22 protein-coding genes are annotated in these 23,691 nt (G+C 49.7%); 8 read left to right on the forward strand and 14 right to left on the reverse strand.

Annotated features, from left to right (window positions below; all coding sequences use genetic code 11):
* Positions 1–77 precede the first annotated feature (77 nt).
* On the reverse strand, positions 78–275 hold the full coding sequence (locus NSMM_RS05380; RefSeq protein WP_090285369.1) for a hypothetical protein: 198 nt from the start codon (positions 273–275) through the stop codon (positions 78–80).
* 423 nt (positions 276–698) lie between these two features.
* Between NSMM_RS05380 and NSMM_RS05390 the strand changes: the two genes are divergently transcribed.
* Positions 699–1,931 (forward strand): glycosyltransferase family 4 protein, encoded by a 1,233-nt coding sequence (locus NSMM_RS05390; RefSeq protein ID WP_090285373.1) that lies wholly within the window; start codon positions 699–701, stop codon positions 1,929–1,931.
* A gap of 873 nt (positions 1,932–2,804) precedes the next feature.
* Positions 2,805–3,674: an RNase adapter RapZ gene (rapZ, locus tag NSMM_RS05395; protein ID WP_090285374.1), complete on the forward strand. Its 870-nt coding sequence runs from the start codon at positions 2,805–2,807 to the stop codon at positions 3,672–3,674.
* Here rapZ and recG read toward each other — a convergent pair.
* Both recG and NSMM_RS05405 read right to left on the reverse strand, forming a co-directional pair.
* A complete protein-coding gene (gene recG / locus NSMM_RS05400) occupies positions 3,659–5,725 on the reverse strand; it encodes an ATP-dependent DNA helicase RecG (RefSeq protein ID WP_281200890.1) in 2,067 nt (688 codons plus the stop codon). The two genes, rapZ and recG, sit on opposite strands and share 16 nt — an antisense overlap.
* Before the next feature lie 34 nt (positions 5,726–5,759).
* Entirely contained in the window at positions 5,760–6,152 is a 393-nt protein-coding gene (locus tag NSMM_RS05405; RefSeq protein ID WP_090285376.1) for a Rid family detoxifying hydrolase, read from the reverse strand.
* An 85-nt stretch (positions 6,153–6,237) separates the two neighbouring features.
* On the opposite strand from NSMM_RS05405, the gene murA reads away from it, so the two are divergent.
* Positions 6,238–7,497, forward strand: coding sequence for a UDP-N-acetylglucosamine 1-carboxyvinyltransferase (gene murA, locus NSMM_RS05410; RefSeq protein WP_090285378.1), 1,260 nt, complete (start codon positions 6,238–6,240; stop codon positions 7,495–7,497).
* A 68-nt stretch (positions 7,498–7,565) separates the two neighbouring features.
* Here the strand turns inward: murA and NSMM_RS05415 are convergent, their stop codons facing one another.
* Positions 7,566–8,231, reverse strand: coding sequence for a hypothetical protein (locus tag NSMM_RS05415; RefSeq protein WP_090285380.1), 666 nt, complete (start codon positions 8,229–8,231; stop codon positions 7,566–7,568).
* Positions 8,232–8,432: 201 nt separating this feature from the next.
* Between NSMM_RS05415 and argH the strand changes: the two genes are divergently transcribed.
* The 4 genes from argH to NSMM_RS05435 all read left to right on the forward strand — a co-directional run bounded on the left by argH (position 8,433) and on the right by NSMM_RS05435 (position 13,368).
* Positions 8,433–9,818: an argininosuccinate lyase gene (argH, locus tag NSMM_RS05420; protein ID WP_090285383.1), complete on the forward strand. Its 1,386-nt coding sequence runs from the start codon at positions 8,433–8,435 to the stop codon at positions 9,816–9,818.
* Positions 9,819–9,825: 7 nt separating this feature from the next.
* Positions 9,826–10,731 (forward strand): fructosamine kinase family protein, encoded by a 906-nt coding sequence (locus tag NSMM_RS05425; protein ID WP_090285385.1) that lies wholly within the window; start codon positions 9,826–9,828, stop codon positions 10,729–10,731.
* Positions 10,732–10,823: 92 nt separating this feature from the next.
* Positions 10,824–12,323 (forward strand): dynamin family protein, encoded by a 1,500-nt coding sequence (locus NSMM_RS05430; RefSeq protein WP_090285387.1) that lies wholly within the window; start codon positions 10,824–10,826, stop codon positions 12,321–12,323.
* A gap of 169 nt (positions 12,324–12,492) precedes the next feature.
* Positions 12,493–13,368: an HDOD domain-containing protein gene (locus NSMM_RS05435; RefSeq protein ID WP_090285389.1), complete on the forward strand. Its 876-nt coding sequence runs from the start codon at positions 12,493–12,495 to the stop codon at positions 13,366–13,368.
* A gap of 131 nt (positions 13,369–13,499) precedes the next feature.
* On the opposite strand, the gene ubiE is transcribed toward NSMM_RS05435, so the two are convergent.
* From ubiE to queA, 8 genes are all read right to left on the reverse strand, one after another.
* Complete coding sequence (gene ubiE, locus NSMM_RS05440; protein ID WP_090285390.1) at positions 13,500–14,234, reverse strand: bifunctional demethylmenaquinone methyltransferase/2-methoxy-6-polyprenyl-1,4-benzoquinol methylase UbiE; 735 nt, start codon at positions 14,232–14,234, stop codon at positions 13,500–13,502.
* Positions 14,235–14,256: 22 nt separating this feature from the next.
* Positions 14,257–14,640 carry a gamma-butyrobetaine hydroxylase family protein gene (locus NSMM_RS05445; RefSeq protein ID WP_090285392.1) on the reverse strand — a complete coding sequence of 128 codons (384 nt, stop codon included), beginning with the start codon at positions 14,638–14,640 and terminating at the stop codon, positions 14,257–14,259.
* A gap of 2 nt (positions 14,641–14,642) precedes the next feature.
* Positions 14,643–15,245, reverse strand: coding sequence for a DedA family protein (locus NSMM_RS05450; protein WP_090285394.1), 603 nt, complete (start codon positions 15,243–15,245; stop codon positions 14,643–14,645).
* Between the two features lie 45 nt (positions 15,246–15,290).
* On the reverse strand, positions 15,291–16,223 hold the full coding sequence (gene secF / locus NSMM_RS05455) for a protein translocase subunit SecF (RefSeq protein WP_090285396.1): 933 nt from the start codon (positions 16,221–16,223) through the stop codon (positions 15,291–15,293).
* A 24-nt stretch (positions 16,224–16,247) separates the two neighbouring features.
* Complete coding sequence (gene secD / locus NSMM_RS05460) at positions 16,248–18,092, reverse strand: protein translocase subunit SecD (RefSeq protein ID WP_090285398.1); 1,845 nt, start codon at positions 18,090–18,092, stop codon at positions 16,248–16,250.
* Between the two features lie 81 nt (positions 18,093–18,173).
* Complete coding sequence (gene yajC / locus NSMM_RS05465; RefSeq protein ID WP_090285400.1) at positions 18,174–18,680, reverse strand: preprotein translocase subunit YajC; 507 nt, start codon at positions 18,678–18,680, stop codon at positions 18,174–18,176.
* A 78-nt stretch (positions 18,681–18,758) separates the two neighbouring features.
* Positions 18,759–19,847, reverse strand: coding sequence for a tRNA guanosine(34) transglycosylase Tgt (gene tgt, locus NSMM_RS05470; RefSeq protein WP_090285402.1), 1,089 nt, complete (start codon positions 19,845–19,847; stop codon positions 18,759–18,761).
* Positions 19,844–20,878 carry a tRNA preQ1(34) S-adenosylmethionine ribosyltransferase-isomerase QueA gene (gene queA, locus NSMM_RS05475; protein WP_090285573.1) on the reverse strand — a complete coding sequence of 345 codons (1,035 nt, stop codon included), beginning with the start codon at positions 20,876–20,878 and terminating at the stop codon, positions 19,844–19,846. The genes tgt and queA overlap by 4 nt, the downstream gene beginning before the upstream one ends.
* 428 nt (positions 20,879–21,306) lie before the next feature.
* Between queA and NSMM_RS05480 the strand changes: the two genes are divergently transcribed.
* Positions 21,307–21,816 (forward strand): tape measure protein, encoded by a 510-nt coding sequence (locus tag NSMM_RS05480; RefSeq protein WP_090285404.1) that lies wholly within the window; start codon positions 21,307–21,309, stop codon positions 21,814–21,816.
* Positions 21,817–21,862: 46 nt separating this feature from the next.
* Here NSMM_RS05480 and NSMM_RS05485 read toward each other — a convergent pair whose 3' ends face one another.
* Positions 21,863–22,372: a DNA-deoxyinosine glycosylase gene (locus tag NSMM_RS05485; RefSeq protein WP_090285406.1), complete on the reverse strand. Its 510-nt coding sequence runs from the start codon at positions 22,370–22,372 to the stop codon at positions 21,863–21,865.
* 35 nt (positions 22,373–22,407) lie between these two features.
* Positions 22,408–23,295 carry an FAD:protein FMN transferase gene (locus tag NSMM_RS05490; RefSeq protein WP_245654692.1) on the reverse strand — a complete coding sequence of 296 codons (888 nt, stop codon included), beginning with the start codon at positions 23,293–23,295 and terminating at the stop codon, positions 22,408–22,410.
* Positions 23,296–23,691 lie beyond the last annotated feature (396 nt).

The raw sequence follows: 23,691 nt of genomic DNA on the forward strand, positions 1-23,691 counted from the left end.
TTGTCAGAGCAAGCCCCAACTTATAAAGGTTGCTGTTAGGAGTGCAGGTTTTAAGTTAGAGTCCCGGCTTATCCGCACTAGCCAGCATTACCTCTACCATACCACAGCAATTTTCCGTCACTCAGCTTCTTGTCGGAAAATTGCTCTATAAATCCTGCCAATCCAGCTTCAACAGCTTGCTCCAGCAGTTGTTTGGCTCCCGTCCTTAACAACTCTATCAACGAATCACTAAACCGATCTGGACGTGTCAGTCCAACAACGGTATGCTTCTTCATAACAGCATATCTCCTCAGGATTGATTTTAATTGTTTGCTGACAACTAATAATCCAGATATACCGCTATTTTTCAACCGCTCAAAAACAAGATTTAGTTATAACTCCTTGATGATAATTTGTGAGCCTAAACGTGGCTTTCACCAGGTCGATATCACCGATCGGCGCACCAATATTGAGTTTGCCCAGCACATGAAGCACATTGCCGAAATCGAGCCGGCTGTGCTGTCCAACATATGCGTGACACAACACATTCCGGATAAAGATCATCTAAGCCGTGAGGTAGACAGAGGCGAATGTCAATGCCTGCAATGCCAAAGATGCTCCCGTCAATTGGCGCTCTACCTCCTAGGATATTTCTCGCAAACCGGCACACTTGTATCCTCGTTTTTCAACATGACAGACTATTAGATAGGATATGATCAATGCATATTTTATTTCTAACCGACAACTTTCCGCCAGAAGTCAATGCTCCGGCAAGCCGCACGTTTGAGCACTGTCGCGAATGGGTCAAAGCCGGTCACAAGATTACCGTCATTACCTGCGCCCCGAATTTTCCGAAAGGCAGGTTATTTGAGGGCTACAAGAACAGCTTCTATCAAACGGAAGAAGTTGATGGGATTCGCGTGATTCGGGTTTGGTCATACATCACTGCAAATGAGGGATTCGTAAAGCGTATTCTAGATTATCAGAGCTTTATGGTGACGGCAACGCTTGCAAGCCCATTTGTGCGTGGAGTTGACCTTGTTGTTGGCACGTCGCCGCAGTTCTTTACTGTCTGCGCGGCCTATGTTGTTAGTCGAATGAAACGTGTACCGTTTGTCTTCGAGTTGCGTGACCTGTGGCCAGAGTCGATTCGCGCAGTTGGAGCCATGAAGGATTCACGACTGCTTGACTGGCTTGAAAAACTTGAGCTTTTTCTTTACCGCAAAGCAAGCGCCATTGTATCTGTAACAAACGCATTCCGCGATAATATCATCGCTCGCGGCGCCGACATCAAGAAAATTCACGTTGTCACCAATGGGGTTGATATCAGTCGTTTCAAGCCGCGCGAAAAAGATGTGGCACTGGTGCGCAAACTAGGCATTGAGGGAAAATTTGTGTCCGGCTACATCGGCACACATGGTATGGCTCATTCGCTTGAGACCTTGCTTGATGCTGCGGCGAAAATCAAGACAATGCCGGATGGAAAACGCCACTGCATCATCTTCTTGGGGGATGGCGCACGTAAGGCCGATCTGAAAACGAAGGCGGAGAGCATGAGCTTGGATAATGTAATTTTTGTTGACTCCGTATCCAAGGACGAGGTAGTCAAGTATTGGTCCCTCCTTGATGTATCAATTATTCATCTGAGCAAGACCGACCTATTCACCACCGTGATTCCATCCAAGTTGTTTGAGTGTATGGGTATGGGTATTCCCGTGTTGCACGGCGTGGCTGGGGAGTCAGCAGGGATTGTGCAAAAAGAAGGCGTTGGTATTGTTTTTGAACCTGAGAATGCCAATCAACTTTGCCACGGGCTCATGGCGCTGTCTGAGAACAAAGCCTTATATGACAAATACCGTGCCAATGCGATGGTAGGGGCTCGAAATTACGATCGCAGTGTGCTTGCTGGCAAGATGCTGGATGTGTTGGAGGTGGTTGCAAAAGGGCACTAATGTGTGAACGATTTGGCGACGCGACTTATTACGCTTAATTGCTTTTGAGTAACGAATCTTTGGTATTCTTTGGGCTTTTGGTTTGGTATTCGCTATCCACTTTCGTTTTTTCAACAGGGTTACACATGAATTAACGATTTTCGACATCAGCTATGCGGCGGGCCTAGTAACGGCTGCCTGTTTCGCAGAAGTCGGCCACAACGTGATTCCTGGTTAGAAAGATTGTTCAGCCAAGCCCGTTTTTTCTATGATAAGGCGATACTGACTCAAATAACCACTCAAAGAGGAACTGTCATGACCATGAACCGTATCCCAATTCTAAACAGGCCTGTCCTTACCTGCCTTCCTTGTGTAGTTTGGCACAAGACAAAAAGGGAGCGCTTCCTCTATTAAATCATTGGCGCGGTCGGCATTCGAGCGAACTATGTAATCAATCAAGCTGATTTACTGTAGTAACGAACGTTATCCGCCCAATTACGCTGTGTGCTCCTGAATGCGAACGACGCGCAAAGCATTCCTTATAGTATCGAATGCCGCGGGGAGAAGTGCTAATGTCGCCAATGTGGATAACGATCGAGCAGTCTATGGGCTGGGTGAGCGCTATTATCAAGCTGGTTGTCGGTGTGCCAGGAATACGAAACAGCAAGATGCTGTGTAGACATGTTGTACCAGTGAAGCACTGGAATTTTGCGCGTAATAGGAAATCGATTGTCAAAACACTAAAGACTCCTTGCTGTGGTAGGAATGGCATATACTGAACGTGGGTAAAATTACGAGTTACAACAACAATTAACGCATTAATTAAAATGAATTATTTGATTTGCATTTTTATTATCTGCGAATCAGTCATTTTAGCCTTATGTTAAACAATAGATGAAAATCGTCATCATTAGCGGTTTGTCTGGTTCGGGCAAAAGCGTTGCACTCAACGTACTGGAAGATTCAGGGTATTACTGTGTCGATAATTTACCGGCGCCCATGCTGGTTGATCTGGTGTCTTTATTGCGACAGCAGGGTTATGCACATGTCGCCGTAGCAGTCGATATGCGCAGTGGTGACAGCATTGCTGCCCTGCCACGCCAACTCGACTTACTTGAGCGCCAGCCCATTAAAATAAAACTCATTTTTTTTAATGCGCGAACGGATATTCTCATTCAGCGTTTTTCCGAAACACGGCGCAGACACCCGCTGACGGACGAAAACATCACGCTTGATGAAGCGATTCGGCGTGAACGTGAGGCATTGTCATCCCTGGCAACCTTGGGCCATCATATCGATACCAGTGCATTGCAACCCAATACGTTACGTACTTTTATCAGGGAATTCATCACCGATAACCATCCGACTTCACGACTGACGCTGCTGTTTCAATCATTTGGCTTTAAGCATGGTATTCCGCTCGATGCTGATCTAGTGTTTGATGTGCGCTGTATTCCCAATCCGCATTACGATCCCCACCTGCGGGATTTGACCGGTCAGTCTCCCGAGGTGATCCGTTTTCTGGAGGCACAACCCAACGTACCTAAAATGATAATCGATATTCGTAGTTTTCTTGATACCTGGCTGCCGGTATACATGCGTGACAATCGTGCTTATCTGACGGTGGCGATTGGCTGTACTGGTGGTCAGCATCGATCCGTCTATTTTGCTGAAACTCTGGCGGCCTACTTTCATGATCTCACGCATGTGCTGGTACGTCATCGCAGCCTGACCGAAGCGGCTGCCGCTCACACCCGCAAATAATCCTTTTTCTCACCCAGCCAGCGATCCAGATGCGCCTGTGCTATCTGCGGATAATCCCGTAGCAGGGTTTCTGCGGTTTCCCGGGCGATATCGAGCAACTCGCCATCAGCATCCAGATCAGCAAATCGCAGCAGCGGCACCCCGCTCTGCCGAGTGCCAAGAAATTCACCAGGGCCGCGCAGCAATAAATCCTGGCGCGCAATCTCAAACCCATCGGTATGCTTGAAAATGACTTGTAAACGTTTGCGTGCAAGTTCAGAAAACGGACGCTGAAATAGCAGGATGCAAACCCCTGCGTCTGCACCACGGCCAATCCGACCACGTAACTGGTGCAACTGTGACAGTCCCATGCGTTCTGCGTGCTCGATCACCATCAGGGATGCATTGGGCACATCCACCCCAACTTCGATGACTGTCGTTGCAACCAGTAGTTGTATGATGCCCTGACTGAAGGCTGTCATGATGGCCGATTTTTCTGCACTATCCAGCCTGCCGTGTATCAGTGCTACTTGCAGCTCCGGAAAGGTTTCACGCAGTATCACCAGAGTTTCCATTGCGGTTTTGAGCTGCAATACTTCCGATTCTTCTATCAGCGGACAGACCCAGTAAGCCTGACGTCCTGCGCGACAGGCTTCACGAATGCGCGTGAGCACCTCATCTCGTCGGCGGCTATCAATCAATTTAGTTGCCACTGGCGACCGGCCCGGTGGTAACTGATTGATCACCGATACATCCAGATCGGCAAAATAGCTCATCGATAAGGTACGTGGGATCGGGGTGGCGCTCATCATGAGCTGATGGGGCACACCTGCGGTATCGCCACTACCTTTGAGGCGCAACGCCAAACGCTGGTTCACGCCAAAACGGTGCTGCTCGTCGATGATTACCAGCCCCAGGCGTTTGAATTGGACGGGTGACTGAAATATTGCATGGGTTCCGACCACGAGCCCAGCAATTCCTGCTTCAATTTTTTGCAGGGCTGCCTCACGCTGCTGTTTTTTCAGGCTACCGGATAACCACGCAATTTCTATTCCCAATGGCTCGAACCAGCTGGTAAATTTCTGCAAGTGCTGCTCAGCCAGAATTTCCGTAGGCGCCATCACCGCCACTTGATAGTTATTGGCGATTGATTGCAACGCAGCGATGCCCGCTACCACCGTTTTGCCGCTTCCCACATCTCCCTGCAACAAACGTTGCATCGGAAATGACTGGGCAATGTCGCGACTGATTTCATCTACGACCTTTTGTTGCGCCGCAGTCAAAGTAAACGCAAGCAAGTCGAGCAGTTTCTGCTGTAAGGCAGGATGCTGCGGCAGGGCTGGGGCATGGTGACTGCGCCGTTGGTGATAATGCTGGCGCATTGACAACTGCTGAGCGAGCAGTTCGTCAAATTTAATACGCCGCCAGGCTGGATGGGTGCGGGACTGTAATGCATCCAGCGGCGTAGCTGCAGGAGGATGGTGCAGGAACGTGATGCTTTCCGCCAGTTTTGGTAATCGATGTGTTTTCAGAATGGCTGATGGCAGAATTTCTACCAACAACTTATTTCGCCCGGTGTAAGCCAGTGCCTGCGAAATAAGCTTGGAGAGTGTTTGCTGCGCAAGCCCGGCCATTATCGGATATATAGGTGTCAGGGTAACCGGAAGTGGCAGCTTCTTCTCCGCTATCCGGTACTTCGGATGAATAATTTCCAGCCCGCTATATCCGGCACGTACCTCGCCCAGTACCCGTAAGCGCTTGCCAATCGCCCAGCTTGCAACCTGTCCTGGATAAAAACTGAAAAAACGGATAGCGATAGTACCGCTCGCATCCTGCAACTGACAGACAAGTTGCCGTCTGGGGCGGGTCTGAATTTCATGCGCCGTCACCACGCCTTCGATCTGAGCGATTTGTTCTGCTGCCAGCAGGGCAATTGGCAGCAATCGCGTTTCATCCTCGTAGCGCAACGGCAGATGCAGTACCAGGTCGAGATCACTCATCAACCCAAGCTTGTTCAGCTTTTGTTTTAATGCTTCATTGAGTGTGCCGAACAGAAAGGGCGGGGATATCAAGGTAATGAAAGGGGTAACGGTGAGAGCCGTTTGCTCAGTCGTTATTTAATACCATGACTGCATCCATTTCCACCAGTGCATCGCGTGGCAGTGCTGATACGCCGATTGCCGCACGTGCGGGATAGGGCTGACTGAAATATTTGCTCATAGCTTCATTGACTTTCACAAAATCTGTCAAATCGACCAGATAAACATTGAGCTTGACGATATCGCTCAAATCACCACCGCTTGCCACGGTAACGGCCTTGAGATTGGCGATGACCTGCTCGATTTGCGCATCGATCCCGGAGACCATTTTCATCTGCGTCGGATCAAGCCCGATCTGGCCAGAGAGATAGACTGTCTCGCCACCTTTCACCTTTACTGCCTGCGAATAAGTTCCGATAGCCTGTGGTGCTTCGTTGGTGGTTACAATTGTTTTGTGCATGCTTATCTCCCAAATATTACGATAGAATGTCAATTACTTGGAGCGGCTGGTCTTTTCTACCAATATAAATTTCAACTCAAAATTCATGCAAAAACTCATTATCCAGGGAGGACAGGAACTTTGTGGCGAAATCCGTATTTCTGGCGCTAAAAATGCAGCCTTACCGGTAATGTGTGCATCGCTGCTGACCAGCGAAACCGTGGTAATACAAAATATTCCCAATCTGCAGGATGTGGCAACCATGATGGCGCTGCTTGAGCAGATCGGTGTGGGTATTCTAGCAAATGATAGTGGCGAGATAGCGTTTTCGGCCACCACGATTACCAATCCAACTGCACCTTACGAGATGGTCAAAACCATGCGCGCCGCTATTCTGGTGCTGGGCCCCCTGCTGGCGCGCACCGGGCAGGCGCACATTTCTTTGCCGGGTGGCTGCGCAATTGGCTTGCGCCCGGTAGACCAGCACATCAAGGGATTGCAGTCGATGGGCGCTGAAATCAGTATTGAGCAGGGGTATATTCAAGCGCGCGCTGATCACTTGACAGGCGCGCGTATCATTATGGACCTCGTTACCGTTACAGGTACCGAGAACTTGATGATGGCGGCTACCTTAGCGCATGGCACAACGATCCTTGAAAATGCCGCACGCGAACCGGAAATAATCGATCTTGCCAATTGCCTGATCAGTATGGGCGCGAAAATACAGGGTGCGGGCAGTGATGTCATCACCATTGAAGGCGTGGAAAGGCTACACGGTGGGTCGCATACGGTTATGCCTGATCGAATCGAAACTGGAACATTTCTGACTGCGGTGGCAGCATGTGGCGGCGAAATTCACCTTATGCATACCCGCGCCAATCTGCTGGATGCCGTTCTGGATAAGCTTATCGAAGCAGGCGCCAGTATTGATACTGGCGAGAACTGGATTCATCTCAGCATGAATCGCCGGCCACGTGCCGTCAATCTGCGCACGGCGCCGTATCCCGCTTTCCCTACCGATATGCAGGCGCAATTCATGGCGATGAATGCGATTGCCGAGGGAACGGCAGTGATTACGGAAACCATTTTCGAGAATCGTTTCATGCATGTCCAGGAATTGCAAAGACTTAATGCCAATATTCATGTCGAAGGAAATACTGCCATTGTTTCCGGGGTCGCCGAGCTGGGTGGTGCTAAAGTAATGGCAACCGATCTGCGCGCATCTGCCTGTCTGGTGATCGCCGGCCTGGTTGCGTCAGGAGAAACCGAAATCAGCCGGATTTATCATCTGGATCGCGGTTATGAACAGATCGAAAGCAAGCTGAAACAACTTGGTGCGAACATTACCCGTACAAGGGCAAGATAAGGAAAGGCAAAAAAAAAGCCTCCGGTTGAATCGGAGGCTTTCAGATATTCAGGCTGGCCAGAAAATGATCAGTCTTTCAGTAATGATGGAGGGTTATAGGTTATTACCACGGTTGCCAGACGGGAATTCAGTCCCATCACCGGTATGACCAGCATTTTTCTGCCTTTGCTGTCTGACAGCATGGCCACTTTACGCTGATTGAGTACCTCTTTAGGGTAAATTTTAGCTGCAGCCTTATCTTCCAGCCTCTTGTCGGTAGAAACCAAAAGTTTGCCTGCTTCACTGATCAGTACGACCCGTTCCGTATCCTTGGTTTTGACGAGCTCAGTCAGATATTGATCAATTTGATCCAGATTGTTACGTAATAATTCACCGCGCACTGCCCAGGCAAGCACTTGCCCAAAGCGCTCTTCTTCATTTTTATATTGACTATCAGCATACTCACGAGCTTGCTTCATCAGGTCGTTACGTTCTATCTCAAGCTGCTGAGCAAGTTGGCTTTGTCCTTTTTCAAGACGAGAGTCCGCCTGATTGACCGCGATCTGTTTCCAGATGAACATGAGTAGCAGCACTGCCAGAAATACCAGAAGTGACCAGGAAGGTAATTGTTTTTGCTGAAGCTCAGCGAGAGGAGCACACTTCTTGGTCAAAATGTTCCATAGTGAAGCGGGCTTGCTCCATTCAATCTTGTCCTTGGACTGATCGCCCCCATTTTGCGTGTATTGATCTGACATAAATTTAGCTCCTTAAATAAATGAATGAGTGCCACAAGTGAAAACGGCCAATTATCCATCATTCCCTTTCAAAGGGAAAGCATGGTGATAAATATTCGAGACATTTCTCGTAACAAGTGTTGCATATTCAGCAAATTATACTCGGAAGGTGAATGCGTTTCCCGGTAAAATAGGGCGATTCATTAAAAAGGCAATTGCAAAGTGGAACAAGACAAAAAAAAGTGGTCAGGCCGATTCAATGAGCCGGTTTCGGAATTGGTGGAAAGATATACCGCTTCGGTCGGATTCGATTATAAACTGGCCGAATATGACATCCAGGGCTCGCTTGCCCATGCGCATATGCTGGCTGCGGCCGGTATTATCAGCGGCAGCGATCTTGCCGATATCGAACGCGGTCTGGAGCAGATTCGCGATGAAATCCATAACCATCAGTTTGACTGGCAGGTTGCACGCGAAGACGTACATCTGAATATTGAACATCGACTCACCGCGCTGGTTGGTGATGCTGGCAAGAGGCTGCACACCGCTCGCTCTCGCAACGATCAGGTCGCAACCGACATTCGTCTGTATCTGCGCGCAGCCAGCGATGAAATTATCAGCTTGATACGGGCATTGCAACAGGCGTTGCTGGAGCTGGCCGAGCAGCACGCTGATACTATCATGCCGGGTTTTACCCACCTGCAGGTTGCACAACCTGTTACCTTTGGCCACCATCTGCTGGCCTATTTCGAGATGCTGCAACGCGATGCGCAACGCCTGCAGGATGGCAGAAAACGTATCAACCAGTTGCCACTGGGAGCAGCAGCGCTTGCAGGTACCAGTTATCCGATTGACAGGGAAGCGGTCGCGCGGGAACTTGAGTTTGACGGAATTTGCCGAAATTCACTCGACGCCGTCTCCGATCGGGATTTTGCCATCGAGTTTTGCGCCTGTGCCGCACTCATCATGATGCACCTGTCGCGTTTGTCGGAAGAACTGATCCTATGGATGAGTCCCTCATTTGGGTTCATTGAACTGGCTGACCGGTTCTGTACCGGTTCATCAATCATGCCGCAGAAGAAGAACCCCGATGTACCCGAGCTGGTTCGTGGCAAAACCGGCCGGATCAATGGACATCTGGTGGCATTGTTAACGTTAATGAAGTCGCAGCCACTGGCGTACAACAAGGATAATCAGGAGGACAAGGAGCCGCTGTTCGATACCGTCGATACGCTGAAAGATACCTTGCGTATTTATGCTGACATGATGACGGGCGTGAAGGTCAACCAGACCACGATGCGTCAGGCGGCGCTGCGCGGGTATGCCACAGCAACCGATCTCGCCGATTATCTGGTCAGAAAGGGCATGCCGTTTCGCGATGCGCATGAAATCGTGGCAAAAGTAGTTCGTGCAGCTGAAGATAAACAGTGTGACTTAAGCGCGCTCTCACTGCCAGAATTGAAACAGTTTTCAGCCGTCATTGAAGCTGACGTCTTCGCCATCCTGACCCTGGAAGGTTCAGTGCAAAGCCGCAACCATTCGGGTGGTACGGCGCCCGCCCAAGTTCGCCAGGCAATCGAGCGGGCGAGAAGCTCGATAACCGAATGATGTTGCTATGCTGCACACACCGGGCCGTTCAGTAACTGCATCTCCATGGCCAGAGATTGCCGCGCAGCTGGTGGAAACGGCTGATCCGGTATTCGTTGCTGAACGGATCACGCCCATTGGCGGGGGGTGTATCAATCAAACATTCTGCCTGGAAGGTAACGGGCAACGTTTCTTCATCAAACTCAACGATGCCTGTTGTCTCTCAATGTTTGTTAGCGAAAGCATGGCGCTCGACGAGATTTTGCGATCTGCCACGCTACGGGTACCGCAGCCATTGTGCCAAGGCGTTACGCAGGATTTTGCCTGGTTTGCGCTGGAATTCATCCCGTTACAAAATCATGGAAACCAGACAGCACTGGGTACTGCACTTGCCAGCATGCACCGTCACACCGCCGAGCGGTTTGGCTGGAAACATGACAACACAATTGGTACTACCTTGCAGGAAAATACCCCTTCTTCCGATTGGATTGCCTTTTGGCGGGAGCATCGCCTGAGTTTTCAGCTCAGGCTGGCCAGAAAAAATGGCCACACTGGCCGTTTGCAGCAACTTGGAGAACGATTAATGCAGGATCTGGCAGATTTTTTTGACGATGTGCCGATTGCCTCCCTGCTGCATGGCGACTTATGGAGTGGCAATTACGCTTTTGATAACGATGGACAACCGGTGGTATTCGATCCTGCCGTTTATTACGGTGACCGCGAGACGGATCTGGCCATGACCGAACTCTTTGGTGGATTTTCAGCAGATTTTTACGCTGCCTATCAGTCGGCCTGGCCGCTGGATAGTGGCTATCGCGTGCGCAAGCAACTCTATAATCTGTATCATATACTCAACCACCTCAACTTATTTGGAGGGCATTATTTGCATCGGGCAGAGGCGACCATAGAAGGGTTGCTAGCCGAAATACACTGATCTCTTGTCACTAGACAACAAGAACACTGCAATCTTCAAATAGACGCAGAATTGCAGGCTTTCCGTCAACCAACCTACAAGGAATATTGAATATGAGTGAAGCCAATGTCATCAGGCATCTTGCTAATCTTGAAAAACACCTGGCTGAAGAGCATCCGGACAATCCGGTGCTGGCCAAGGCCGTTCACAGCTTCAGGAAACTGGATCAGGTCGCGCAGGATCTTGGTCTGTTGAACCGGGACGAAACCTACGCAACTTCAGTGACATGGTGGCCGATGATCGCGGTACTTGGCACCTTCTCATCCGGCAAATCAACCTTCATCAATTCTTATCTGGGTCTGCATTTGCAACGAACCGGTAATCAGGCCGTCGATGACAAGTTTACAGTCGTATGCTACAGCCGTCACGATGAAATCAAGACACTACCGGGCGTGGCGCTGGATGCCGATCCACGTTTCCCGTTCTACCAGATCAGCCGTAGCATCGATGAAATTGCCGAGACCGGCCCGCAGCGGATTGATGCCTACATACAACTCAAGACCTGTCCATCAGAAAAAATTCGCGGCAAAATCCTGATCGACTCACCGGGGTTTGATGCTGACAGTCAACGCACTTCCACCCTGCGGCTAACGCAGCACATCATCGATCTTTCCGATTTGGTGCTGGTATTTTTTGATGCACGCCATCCGGAGCCTGGTGCCATGCATGACACATTGGAATATCTGGTTACTTCGACCATCAATCGTCCGGATGCCAACAAGTTTCTGTACATTCTCAATCAGATCGATGTCACCGCCAGAGAAGACAACCCTGAGGAGGTGGTTTCTGCCTGGCAGCGCTCACTGGCGCAATCCGGATTGCTGGCAGGCCGTTTCTACCGAATTTACGATAAAGAAGCTGCCATGCCAATCGAAAACCTGCAAGTACGCGAGCGTTTCGAGAAAAAACGCGAGGAAGATCTGAGTGACATCTACGCACGTATGCAACAGATCGAAATCGAACGCTCCTATCGCATTGCCGCCATGCTGGAACAGACTGCCGATACCATCGAGAATCAAACGGTCGGCAAACTGAAAGCCATGCTGGATCAATGGAAAAGTAAGGTATTTCTGTTTGACGGGATTATCTTTGGCCTGTTGCTGGTACTGGTTGGTACAGCGCTGACTCTGACGGATAGCTGGCATCTCGTGCGGGATTGCTTCAATGGTCTGACAACCGGTGAAACTTCCCCGGTATTGATGACAGGATTTTCGCTCATCTTCGCCGCTTATATTCACTTCACGGTACGTGGCAAGGTCGCCGGCAGCATTTTGAAAAAGATTCCGAATGAATTCGGACACGACCATAATGCCGCCAAACAGATGAGCCAGGCTTTCCACAAGAGTACCGCAGGCTACCGGCCCATGTTTCTGCAAAAACCGGCTGGCTGGAATTCCGGTAATCAACGGGTACTCGCTCAGGTGAAAGATGATGCCAACGATTATATCCAGCTGTTGAATGATCAGTTCACCGACCCTTCCGGGCATCAGGCGCAGGATCAACAAGCTGCAACCCAAGCTGCGGCTGAAACTGAAACTGAAACCAGTCACTAGCAACAAGAGCCGGGCAGGGAGATGAGTAGATAGTTCATCAATACTCCCTGCCCGGTGATTGATCTCTGTCAACATTCACTATTAAACTATTTTCGGAATCTGCCGAAACAGGCTGCATGATATTTTTATCTAACCCTCAATAAATAAGGGGTGCCTCTAAAGGTAAATCATGCAAACTAGCCTGCCCGTTAACCTTTCGCAGTGGATTGAGTTTCTCGGCCATGCTGATATTCCCATACTACGCAAGACCAGCAACAATCTGGTTCGATTGCGCGATGGGAATGCCTGCCCCAGCGCGCGTGCTGCTGCCCAGATCATCAAGCAGGATCCGCTGATGGTGGTCAAGCTGTTGCGACATTTACAACAACATAAGCGTCAGCGCCAAGCCCATGACGTCATACAGGTCGAGCAGGCATTAATCATGCTAGGCGTGGAAAATGCGCTTGACCAGATTGTTACCGAATCACAGGTAGAAATCCTGCTCCATTCCCATTCCTCCGCGTTGGTACAACTTCTGCATCGTATGCATCGTGCCCATGTCGCCGCCAATTATGCTTTCGAATGGGCAGTGCGGCTACATGACATTCATTTCGAGGAAATTCGCACAGCAGCTTTGCTGCACGATATGACAGAATTACTGCTGTGGTGTTATGTTCCGGACAAGATGCTTGCGATTACGGCATCACAGCAACAGGATCCGACCTTACGCAGCCGCCACGCTCAGGAAAAGGTGCTGGGGTTTGCGATCAATGATTTGCAGTCGAAGCTTGTCATCGCTTGGCAGTTGCCCGAACTGTTGATTACTTTACTCAATGATTCCTGCGCTGGCTATTCACGTGTGCGTAACGTGCTGTTGGCAGTCGATCTTGCACGTCACGCAGCCCATGGCTGGGATAACGCAGCATTGCCCGATGACTATCGCGCAGTTGGTGAACTGCTGCGCCTGTCAACCGACGATGTCATGAAGCTATTAGGGGTGAAAAATACGCGGAAAGCATCGTCATTGCCTGAAAATTCCCAGCAACAAGCTGATAAGCGTTTCTAAGAATTAAAAATTCTAAGCAAGATCAGGCGCGAATAAGAAATGTTGACGCAGCATATGATTAATATGTAAGAAAACATTTTTTGTAAGTACAAAGTATTGTGGCGAAATATAAGTTTTTAGAAGTGCCCTGATTAGAATTTATAACCACGATGCAGCGCAACTACACCAGCAGCAAGATTGAAGTACTCCACCCGCTCAAAACCTGCCTGCTGCATCATTTCCTTTAATTCCTCCTGGGCGGGGTGCATACGAATAGATTCCGCCAGATAACGATAGCTGCTATCATCACCGGCAACCAGCTTACCCATAACCGGCAATGCTTTGAATGAATACGCATCGTAAAATGGCTGCAACGGTTTCCAGACTTTGGAAAATTCCAGCACACTTAATGAGCCACCCGGCGACAGAACCCGATACATTTCCTTGAGTGCTAGGTCTTTGTGTGTCATGTTTCTCAGACCAAACGCCACACAGGCCCGGTCGAAATAGTTATCGGGAAAAGGTAGTTTCTCCGCGTTACATTGTGCAACTGGCACTTCCTTACCTTCATTGAGCAGGCGGTCGCGGCCGATTGACAGCATGGAATTGTTGATATCGGTTAGCCAGACTTGTCCACCGTCTCCCACTTTATCCAGGAACAGCCTGGTTAAATCGGCTGTGCCGCCTGCAATATCCAGCACCCTGTCACCTTCTCTTGCCCCGCTGGCTTCAATGGCAAATCGCTTCCACAAGCGATGCATACCCATCGACATGAGATCATTCATCAGATTGTAGCGTGAAGCAACCGAATCAAACACCTGCGCCACCTTGCGTACTTTCTCGGTTTCGTTGACAGTGGTAAAGCCAAAATGGGTGGTATGGGTCATCCGTGGTTTCCTGTTCAGTGGGTTAGAGTGTTGTAGTAGTGCGACTACCGCCAGACGCTTCAATACGTTGCAGATAGTGCTGCCACATTGCTTCCTGTTTCAGCCCATAGTCATAGAGCAGGTCCCAGGAATATAAACCGGTATTGTGACCATCAGAAAAATCAAGGCGAACCGCATAATTCCCGACTGGCTCGATGTGCGTAATAGAAACATCTTTTTTACCAAGCTGCAAAACTTCTTGTCCCGGTCCATGGCCGCGTACCTCTGCTGACGGCGAGTACACACGCAAGAATTCGCAGGAAAACTTAAAAGTTTTGCCATCGTTGAAGGTCACATCCAGCATACCGGAACGGCAATGTAATTTGAATGCTGTCGGAATAGGTGTTTTGGAATCCAGTCCAGCCATGTTCAGTATTTTTTCCTTCGGTTGAAGTACCAGTAAACAGCCAGCCCTGCCGCACAGGCCAACAGTAAATAAAGCACAATTTCCCGCAAATAGGTTTTGACCATGGCTTCATTGCCGCCAATGTAATAACCGAGCACAGCCAGAATCAGTACCCAGATACCCGCACCTAGACTCGTATAAAAACAGAACAACGGCAGATTCATTCGTGCCAGACCGGCGGGTAGCGAGATATACTGACGCACACCAGGAATCAGACGCCCGGTAAAGGTTGAGATATGGCCATGACGCGCGAAAAAAAGTTCCATTTTTTGCAGAGCGGATTCTTTAAACATAACGTATTGCCCATAGCGCAGCAGCAATGGCCGACCCATTCTAACGGCCAGATAGTAATTGAATAATGCACCTGCCAGGCTGCCAAGAATTCCGCATATCACGACAACGACCAGATGCATTTCACCCTGGTAAGCCAAATAACCAGCTGGCACCATGACAACTTCGCTTGGAAACGGAAAAAAACTCGACTCCAGAAACATCAGAAAGAAAATACCGGGATAGCCGAGGCTGCCCACAACCTGAACAATCCAGCTCAGCAGATCAGCAAGCATCGCAAACCCAAGGCAGAAAATAGAATAAAACTGTCATTTCGTTATTCAGGGAACGGCCTCTTCCTGCTGCTTACGCTCCTGTTTGATCAAATCTTCGCGTTTTACGCCCAGCAGAATCAGAATAGGGCTCGCTACCATGAGTGAGGAATAAATGCCAAATAGAATACCGATGGTGAGTGCCAGCGCAAAATAGTACAGCACCTCGCCGCCGAGTAGCAGCATCGAGATCACTACTATCTGCGTACTGCCATGAGTAATAACCGTACGTGACATGGTCATGGTAATTGCATTGTCGATAACTCGGGTGAGGTCGGCCTTACGCAGTTTACGAAAATTTTCCCGGATACGATCAAAAATGACTACGGATTCATTCACTGAATACCCTAGCACCGCCAACACAGCAGCCAGTACCGTCAGGGAAAATTCCCATTGAAAAAAGGCAAAGCATCCGAGAATCACAAGGACATCGTGCAGATTGGCAGTAATACCCGCCACACCAAATTTCCACTCAAAGCGCACCGCCAGATAGGCAACAATGCCCAGTGAAACGAACAATAACGCCAGTGCACCATTCTCCAGCAATTCCTGACCCACTTGCGGGCCAACAAACTCCACACGCTGCATTTTCACAGTCGTATCATTCTGCTTCAATGCGTTTATGACAACCTCGGACAGATCGCCACCTGAGAATTCATGTTTAACCGGTAATCTGATCAAGACCTCACGTGAAGTGCCAAAATTTTGTACGGTTGCGTCGGTAATGCCTTGTTCTGCGAGCACCTGGCGTATTTGCGCCAGATCGACGGCCTTGTCATAGCTAACTTCCATGACAGTCCCACCTGTAAAATCCACTCCGAAATTCAATCCCTTGCTGGCAATAAAATAAACCGACAGAATGGAAATGACCAGCGACAGGATCAGTGAAAACTTACCCCAGCGCATGAAAGGAATATCGCGCTCAAATCTAAAAAATTCCATAGTTACTCCAATAGTCGCTAGTGTTTAACGCTGTTTACGGATTGGCTTCCAGATCGAGCCAATGGGTACTTTGTCGAGCTTGCGGTTGCCATAAAACAGGTTGACCATGCCACGCGAGACCATGACAGAACTGAAAACCGATGTCAGAATTCCCAGACACAGCACCACCGCGAAACCCTTGACCGGCCCTGAACCGAATGAAAATAACGCAATACCGGCAATCAGCGTAGTAATATTTGAATCCAAAATGGTGCCAATCGCACGATCATAACCGGCGTAAATAGCGGCTTGAGGTGGCGCACCATTGCGGATTTCATCGCGGATACGTTCATTGATCAGCACATTAGCATCAATCGCCATGCCGACGGTTAACGCAATTGCCGCCATGCCAGGCAAGGTGAGTGTCGCCTGTAAAATCGACAGCAGTCCTATTAACAACAGTAGATTGACCGACAGTGCCGTCACGGAAATCACCCCGAAGGCACGGTAGTAAATCATGATAAACAGAGCCACAGCAATAAAACCGTAGAGTGTTGAGTTGAATCCCCGTGTGATATTTTCGGCGCCCAGACTGGGGCCGACGGTTCTCTCTTCAATAATTTCCATCGGTGCAGCCAGTGCACCGGCACGTAACAATAATGCGACATCGCGCGCCTCAAGGCTGCTCATTCTGCCGCTGATCTGCACACGGCCACCGCCGATTTCTTCACGAATCACGGGCGCAGTAACAACTTCGTTCTGATTTTTCTCAACCAGCAGGATGGCCATACGCTTGCCCACATTGTTGCGTGTCAGGTCCTTGAAGATACGTGCGCCATTATTATCCAGCGTGACATGCACAGCCGGCTGATTATCCTGATCAAAACCCGGCTGGGCATCGGTGATACGGTCGCCCGTCAGTAAAACCTGCTTCTTGACCAGCAACGGATCACCTCCTCGCTCCGTGAAGAGTTCGGTACCAGCAGGCGGTTGCCCGGACATCACTGCCGCTTCGAGATTACTTTCGTCATCAACCATGCGGATTTCCAATGTGGCGGTACGCCCCAGAATGTCTTTTGCCTTAGCAGTATCCTGCACTCCCGGCAATTGCACGATCACCCGATCGGCGCCTACCTGCTGAATAATGGGTTCTGCCACGCCCAATTCATTGACACGATTGCGCAGAGTCGTGATGTTTTGCTGCAGCGCAAAACGCTGCATGCGGGTATGCGCTTCCGGTTTGATGATAGCCAGTAAACCCAAACCGCTTGCATGATCGACTTCACGTAACTCCAGATCAGTGAAATTTTTAGCCAATTCGACCATGGCCTTTTCGCGTGCAATGGCATCACGAAACTTGATCAACAAGCTTGACCCCTCACGTTCTACGCCAGCAGAGGGTATACGCAATTCACGCAGGCTGTTGCGAATATCCGCGCTATAGCGATCCAGAGATTTTGACAGGGCGCCCACCATGTCCACCTGCAGCATGAAATGCACGCCGCCACGTAAATCCAGTCCGAGGTACATCGGCAAGGCACCTAAACGACTCATCCATTGCGGTGAATTCGGCAATAAATTGAGAGCGATAATGAAATCCTTGCCAATTTCAGCTTCCAGAAAATCCCTGGCTTTCATCTGGGTGTCGGTATCAGCAAAACGAATTTTAATTCCCCCGGGTTCCAGCAGGCTGCCATTGAAAGCAATGTGATGCTTGCCGAGTAATTGCTCAACGCGCTTTAGCAGGTCCGTATCCAGCGTGGTTCCCGCACGTAATGGTGAGACCTGGATGGCGGGAGACTCCCCAAAAAAATTGGGCAACGTGTAGAGCAGCCCAAAAACAAGTGAAGCGGCAATGATCAGATATTTCCAGAGGGGATAACGATTCATGGTTACCAATGTATTTGCAAAAATGAATCCTGCCGGTTATTAATCGGCAGGATCGATATTACGAAGGGAATGTCAGGCAGTTTATTTTTTTTCGCTGTCTGTAGCCGTTTCACCAGCAGTGCTATCAGTTTTAGGCGCTTTATCCGCTGCTTCAGGCTGATTCGCGGTTTCCTGATCAATTTCTGATGCGACTTCTTCCTGTCGTGGTTCGCTCGCTTTTTGTTGTTTGCCCTGTTTCAAGGCGCGACCACTTTTACCGGTGTCGATACTCTTAAGCGTGCCTTTAGGCAGCAGCGTTTGTATTGAAGATTTAAGCACCGTTATTTCAACATTAGGAGCCAGCTCCATCGTGATGTAGTGTTCACCCGCGCTTACGACCCGTCCAAGCTCGCCCCCGCTAATAATAATTTCATCTCCTTTTTGCAAGGCATCCCGCATGATTTTTTGTTCTTTGGCGCGCTTGGTCTGTGGGCGAATCAGCAGGAAGTAAAAAATAACCACAATACCAATTAATGGCAAAAAACTCATCAACGTAGGCTCTGCCTGAACAGCATCAACCGCTTGTGCATAAGCTTCAGATATAAACATATATGTACTCCTCATAAAATTAAGCGCAACAAGTCGCATTCTAACATGTGGCTTTCGGCAGAAAGCCATTTTGCCAGTCTAGACAGAGAGAAATTGCTGTGACAGTGTCGTAAAATTACCAGTTTCAATAGACTGGCGTATCGTTGCCATCAAATGCTGGTAATAATGCAAATTGTGCAGCGAATTCAGGCGTGCTCCCAGCATCTCATTAGTACGTTGCAGATGATGCAGGTAAGCACGGGTAAAATGCTGGCAGGTATAGCAGCCACAGGTTTCATCCGGTGGTGAGGTATCCAGCCGATACTGGCTGTTACGTAGCTTGAGTACGCCGTGGCTGGTATAAAGCCAGCCATTACGCGCATTGCGGGTGGGCAGGACGCAATCGAACATATCGACACCTTGTGCGACTGCGTGGACGATATCCGCAGGTGTGCCAACACCCATCAGGTAACGTGGCTTGTCATCCGGTAACTGAAGGGCGGTATGCGTCAGGATGCGGGTCATGTCCTCTTTGGGTTCTCCGACCGAAAGTCCGCCAATCGCGTAACCATCGAAGTCGATGTCCCTTAGACCTTGTACGGACTGATCGCGCAACGATTCGAACATACCGCCCTGTACAATGCCAAACAGCGCATTTGGATTGCCTGCATGTGCTGTTTTTGAGCGTTCTGCCCAACGCAGACTCAACTGCATCGAGGTTTCCGCGATGGGTAGATCGACCGGATAGGGCGTGCATTCATCGAAAATCATGACGACATCGGCATTCAGCGTGCGCTGGATTTGCATCGATAATTCCGGCGTCAGGAAGCAAGCGTCACCATTGACCGGTGAACGAAAGTGCACGCCTGCCTCACTGATTTTACGTAGATCCCCCAGGCTAAAAACCTGAAAGCCTCCGGAATCGGTCAGAATCGGCCCTTGCCAGCCCATGAGACCATGCAGACCACCGTGCGCCTCAATGACTTCCAGTCCTGGGCGCAACCATAGATGAAACGTATTACCAAGAATAATCTCAGCATGCAATGTTACCAACTCTGCCGGGGATAGTCCCTTGACGGCGCCATAGGTGCCGACTGGCATGAACGCCGGGGTTTCCACTTTGCCATGCGCCAGTGTCAACGTTCCCCGACGGGCACGTTGCTCGCGGTAATGCAGCTGAAAATTCATGCGCTCTTCTCCAATAGCATGGCGTCACCATAACTGAAGAAACGGTAGCGCGCAGCAATGGCGTACTGGTAGGCATGGCGGATCGTATCCATTCCGGCGAATGCAGAGACCAGCATCAACAGCGTCGAGCGCGGCAAATGAAAATTGGTCAGCAAACGATCCACTATCTGAAAATCAAATCCCGGGGCGATGAAAAGGCGGGTTTCACCGCTGCCAGCCAACAGCTCACCATGATTGGCTTGCGCGCAAGCTTCAAGTGCCCGCAGGCAGGTAGTGCCTACCGCCAGTACTCTCCCCCCCTGCGCATGGCAGCGCTCGATGGCGTCGATGGTTTCTGCGGAAATATGGTAGCGCTCGGCATGCATCACGTGCTCTTCGACCATTTCGGTCTTGACGGGTTGAAATGTGCCCGCACCAACGTGCAGAGTGACATAAGCGATATTGATACCTTGTTGCTGCAAACTTGTCAGCATAATTTCGTCGAAATGCAGCCCGGCGGTAGGTGCGGCAACTGCGCCATTCACATGGGCAAATACCGTTTGATAACGATTCTCATCGATGGCGGTTGCGGCACGTTCGATATAAGGCGGCAACGGTAGTCTGCCGTAACGTTCGAGTAATTCGTCAAGCACCCTGTCCTCCGGGAAGCTCAACACATACAACGATTGCTGGCGTGCTTCCACCATGACGGAAACTTCCTGCTCCAGCAGCAGTATCGAACCGATTGCCGGTGCATGACTGGCGCGAATCATCGCTAATACCCGATGGTCATCGAGTACCCGCTCAATCATCACCTCCACCTTGCCGCCACTTTGCTTGACCCCATGCAGCCGCGCCTTGATGACGCGCGTATCATTGAGAATGAGCAAATCATTGACGCGCAGATAATCGGGAAGTTGAGTGAAATGATCGCCCCGGATGACCGGGCCAGCGGGGTCGACATAAAGCATGCGGCTGGCGGTGCGTTTTTCCAGTGGAAATTGTGCGATCAGCTCGGCGGGTAGGTGATAATCAAATTCGGTAGTTTGCATGGAAGGCGATGTGCGCATACTGCGCTTTCAGGGGTAAAGCGCAAAACGCTTATTATACCGGAGGGGAACGCGCGCTTCGTTTTGCCTGTGTGTATCACACAGGTAAGAGTCGCGCGTAAAATCGATTGGATAAGCTGCCCGTGTTCTTAGACTGCAGCCCTACGACCAAGCGTAAATAAATACGTCCATGATGGGTTTTATGCTGATTCATACATAGTAAGGGGATAACAGGAGAATGCGAATACTCCTATCTGGCATTGACACATTATCATCTGGCTGTCAAACTCATTCTCAGCAGGTTGCTCTAGTCTCATAGAGAAGAAAGCGATTGTTTTTCTTGAGTACTTTAGTTTTATCTGCGAAACCGTTTTATATACAAGCAAGTAATTAATTAGTCAGTAAGTACTGTTAATTTGAAGGAGGGTAAAATGAAACGGATCTATTTTCTTGTCCCTAATATTGATGCCACAAAACATATTGTCGCCGACCTGATTTCTGCGAAAATAGAAGAAAAACATATTCATATCATTGCAAAACCGGGGACACCACTTGAAGACTTGCCTGAAGCTAGTGCAATACAGAAGAGTGATTTTATACCAGCTGTTGAACAAGGTCTTGCAGTTGGAGGAGTGACCGGGGCGCTGGCCGGACTCGTTGCAGTTGCTCTTCCGCCAGCGTCAACAGTAATTGCAGGTGGTGCTTTGCTTATAGGTTCACTTGCAGGAGCAAGCATTGGCGCCTGGATAAGTGGTATGGTTGGATTGAGTTTTGACAATAGACGCATCAAAGAATTTGAGAGTGCAATAGAAGCAGGTCATTTTTTGGTGTTGGTTGATGTTCAGAAAGACCGGGTTGAAGAGATTGAAAATCGCATCAAACGGCACATACCAGAGCTGGAAATGGAAAAGACAGAACCCACAACCCCTGCCTTTCCTTGATATAGTCGGCTGTCCTCAGCTAAACATGACGCTTGCAATCATTGCTTCAACTGACTACGTCTAGTACAACCTGCCAAGCTGTCAGTTTTTGTGCAAAAGTCATTCGCGCATGCGCCGGACTAGTTGAGGGCAGACGGGTGAAGCACAGGTGTGGTGGTAGACAACTATTCGAGGAATACCTTCTGAGCATCGTATACGCACGGCCGCCATTGAAGAAAATATACCGAATACTGGAATAGTCCCGTAAAAAACCAGCAAAGTCATTCACAAACCGGGTGCTGGCCACAATACTGGTGTCAAGACTGCCGCTGCGCTCGCAGGACTGCAACACATCCCACAGGGCAATCCCCGCATTTTGCAGAATCTGCAATCGCTGCACATAGGCGGTTTCCGGTGCAAACTGCAGTAGATTCCCCATGATCGGCCAGAATGCATTCCTTGGATGCGCGTAATACTGATTGGCGGCCAGGGACGCCATGCCCGGCATGCTGCCCAAAATCAGTACCGTCGCGCTTTGATTCACAACCGGCGGGAAACATTGGATGAGAGGCGGCATGGAACAGGGGTAAGCAGTTACTATTGGTTGAATGATCACAAACTTGTTTGATTCAGATTTTTCATCAAACTGCCACCAGTTTCGCCATCAACTGTTACCCATAAATGCGGCAAACCGAGTTTTCGCAACCATTTGTCCGCCTGATCTTCTTTCAGCATGCCAATCGTAGCAGCACTTCCGGCTACAACGCAAAGCTCACCCAACACACTGACTGCGGCGATATGTCTGACTGGCCAGCCAGTTTTAGGATTGAGGATATGACCATAACGCACGCCATTGAGAGTGATGCAGCGTTCATAATCCCCACTGCTCGCCAACCCTCCTTCATAAAGCTCCAGGGTTTGCAGCACCACATCCCTGCGGCGAGGGTGACTGATGCCAACCCGCCACGGCCGGCCATCGGCGTGCGGGCCAATAACGCGAATATCACCGCCCAGATTGATCATACCGTTGCGTATGCCTGCCTCCCAGCAAATCGTAACGGCGCGATCAACCGCGTATTCCTTGACGACACCGCCCAGATCGAGCTCCATGCCCGCAATCGGAAAAATCAGCGAAGGGTTCTCCCAGCGCAGCTTTTTCCAGCCTACCGTTTTCAGGGCGGTTTTAATGATATTTTTGGTTGGTATCAGACCGGATTTGAAATTCCAGGCACGATGCAAGGCTCCGGAAGTAATATCAAATAACCCTCCACTTTCACGATAGCAGGCCGCCGCATAATCCAGCAGACTGGCAGTTTCCGGGTCGACTCTAATTTCCCCACCAGACGCCGCAACCTGATTGATTCTGGATAGATAGCTGTTATCCAGATAGCGGGAATACTTGGCTTCCAGTCGCTTGATATCCTGGATAACCAGCTTGGATGTGGCCTCCGCCACCGTGAAACGGCGCGAATAAAGCTGCATGGAACATGGCGTACCCATGGCTTTGAAGGCGTAATGGCATAACTTCATTGTTAGGTTGATTTACCCAGGCAAAAGGCGACTAACTCTATTTTACTGGCCAGCCAATAGCAAAGTCCAATCAGAAGAGGTTCACTTGTTCATCCATGACAGTCGCCCGCAGATTTCCGAATAGATCAGATTTGGCAAAATATTACAGCTGTGTATGATAGATATGCCCCTCGCTAATCAAAATTAGATTTAGGAGTATGCGATAACCGGCTGATTCGTTCATAATCAGCTCATGTCAAATCGTTACCACTTAAAACACAACAAAAATTCGGCGAATTGGGATACGAGCATCGTCATACCAACGACAGGCGATATGACAATCGGATCAAAGCCGTATACTTGCTCGGCAGTGGCTGGCCAGTCAGC

Source organism: Nitrosomonas mobilis (assembly GCF_900103035.1).
GTDB lineage: Bacteria > Pseudomonadota > Gammaproteobacteria > Burkholderiales > Nitrosomonadaceae > Nitrosomonas > Nitrosomonas mobilis.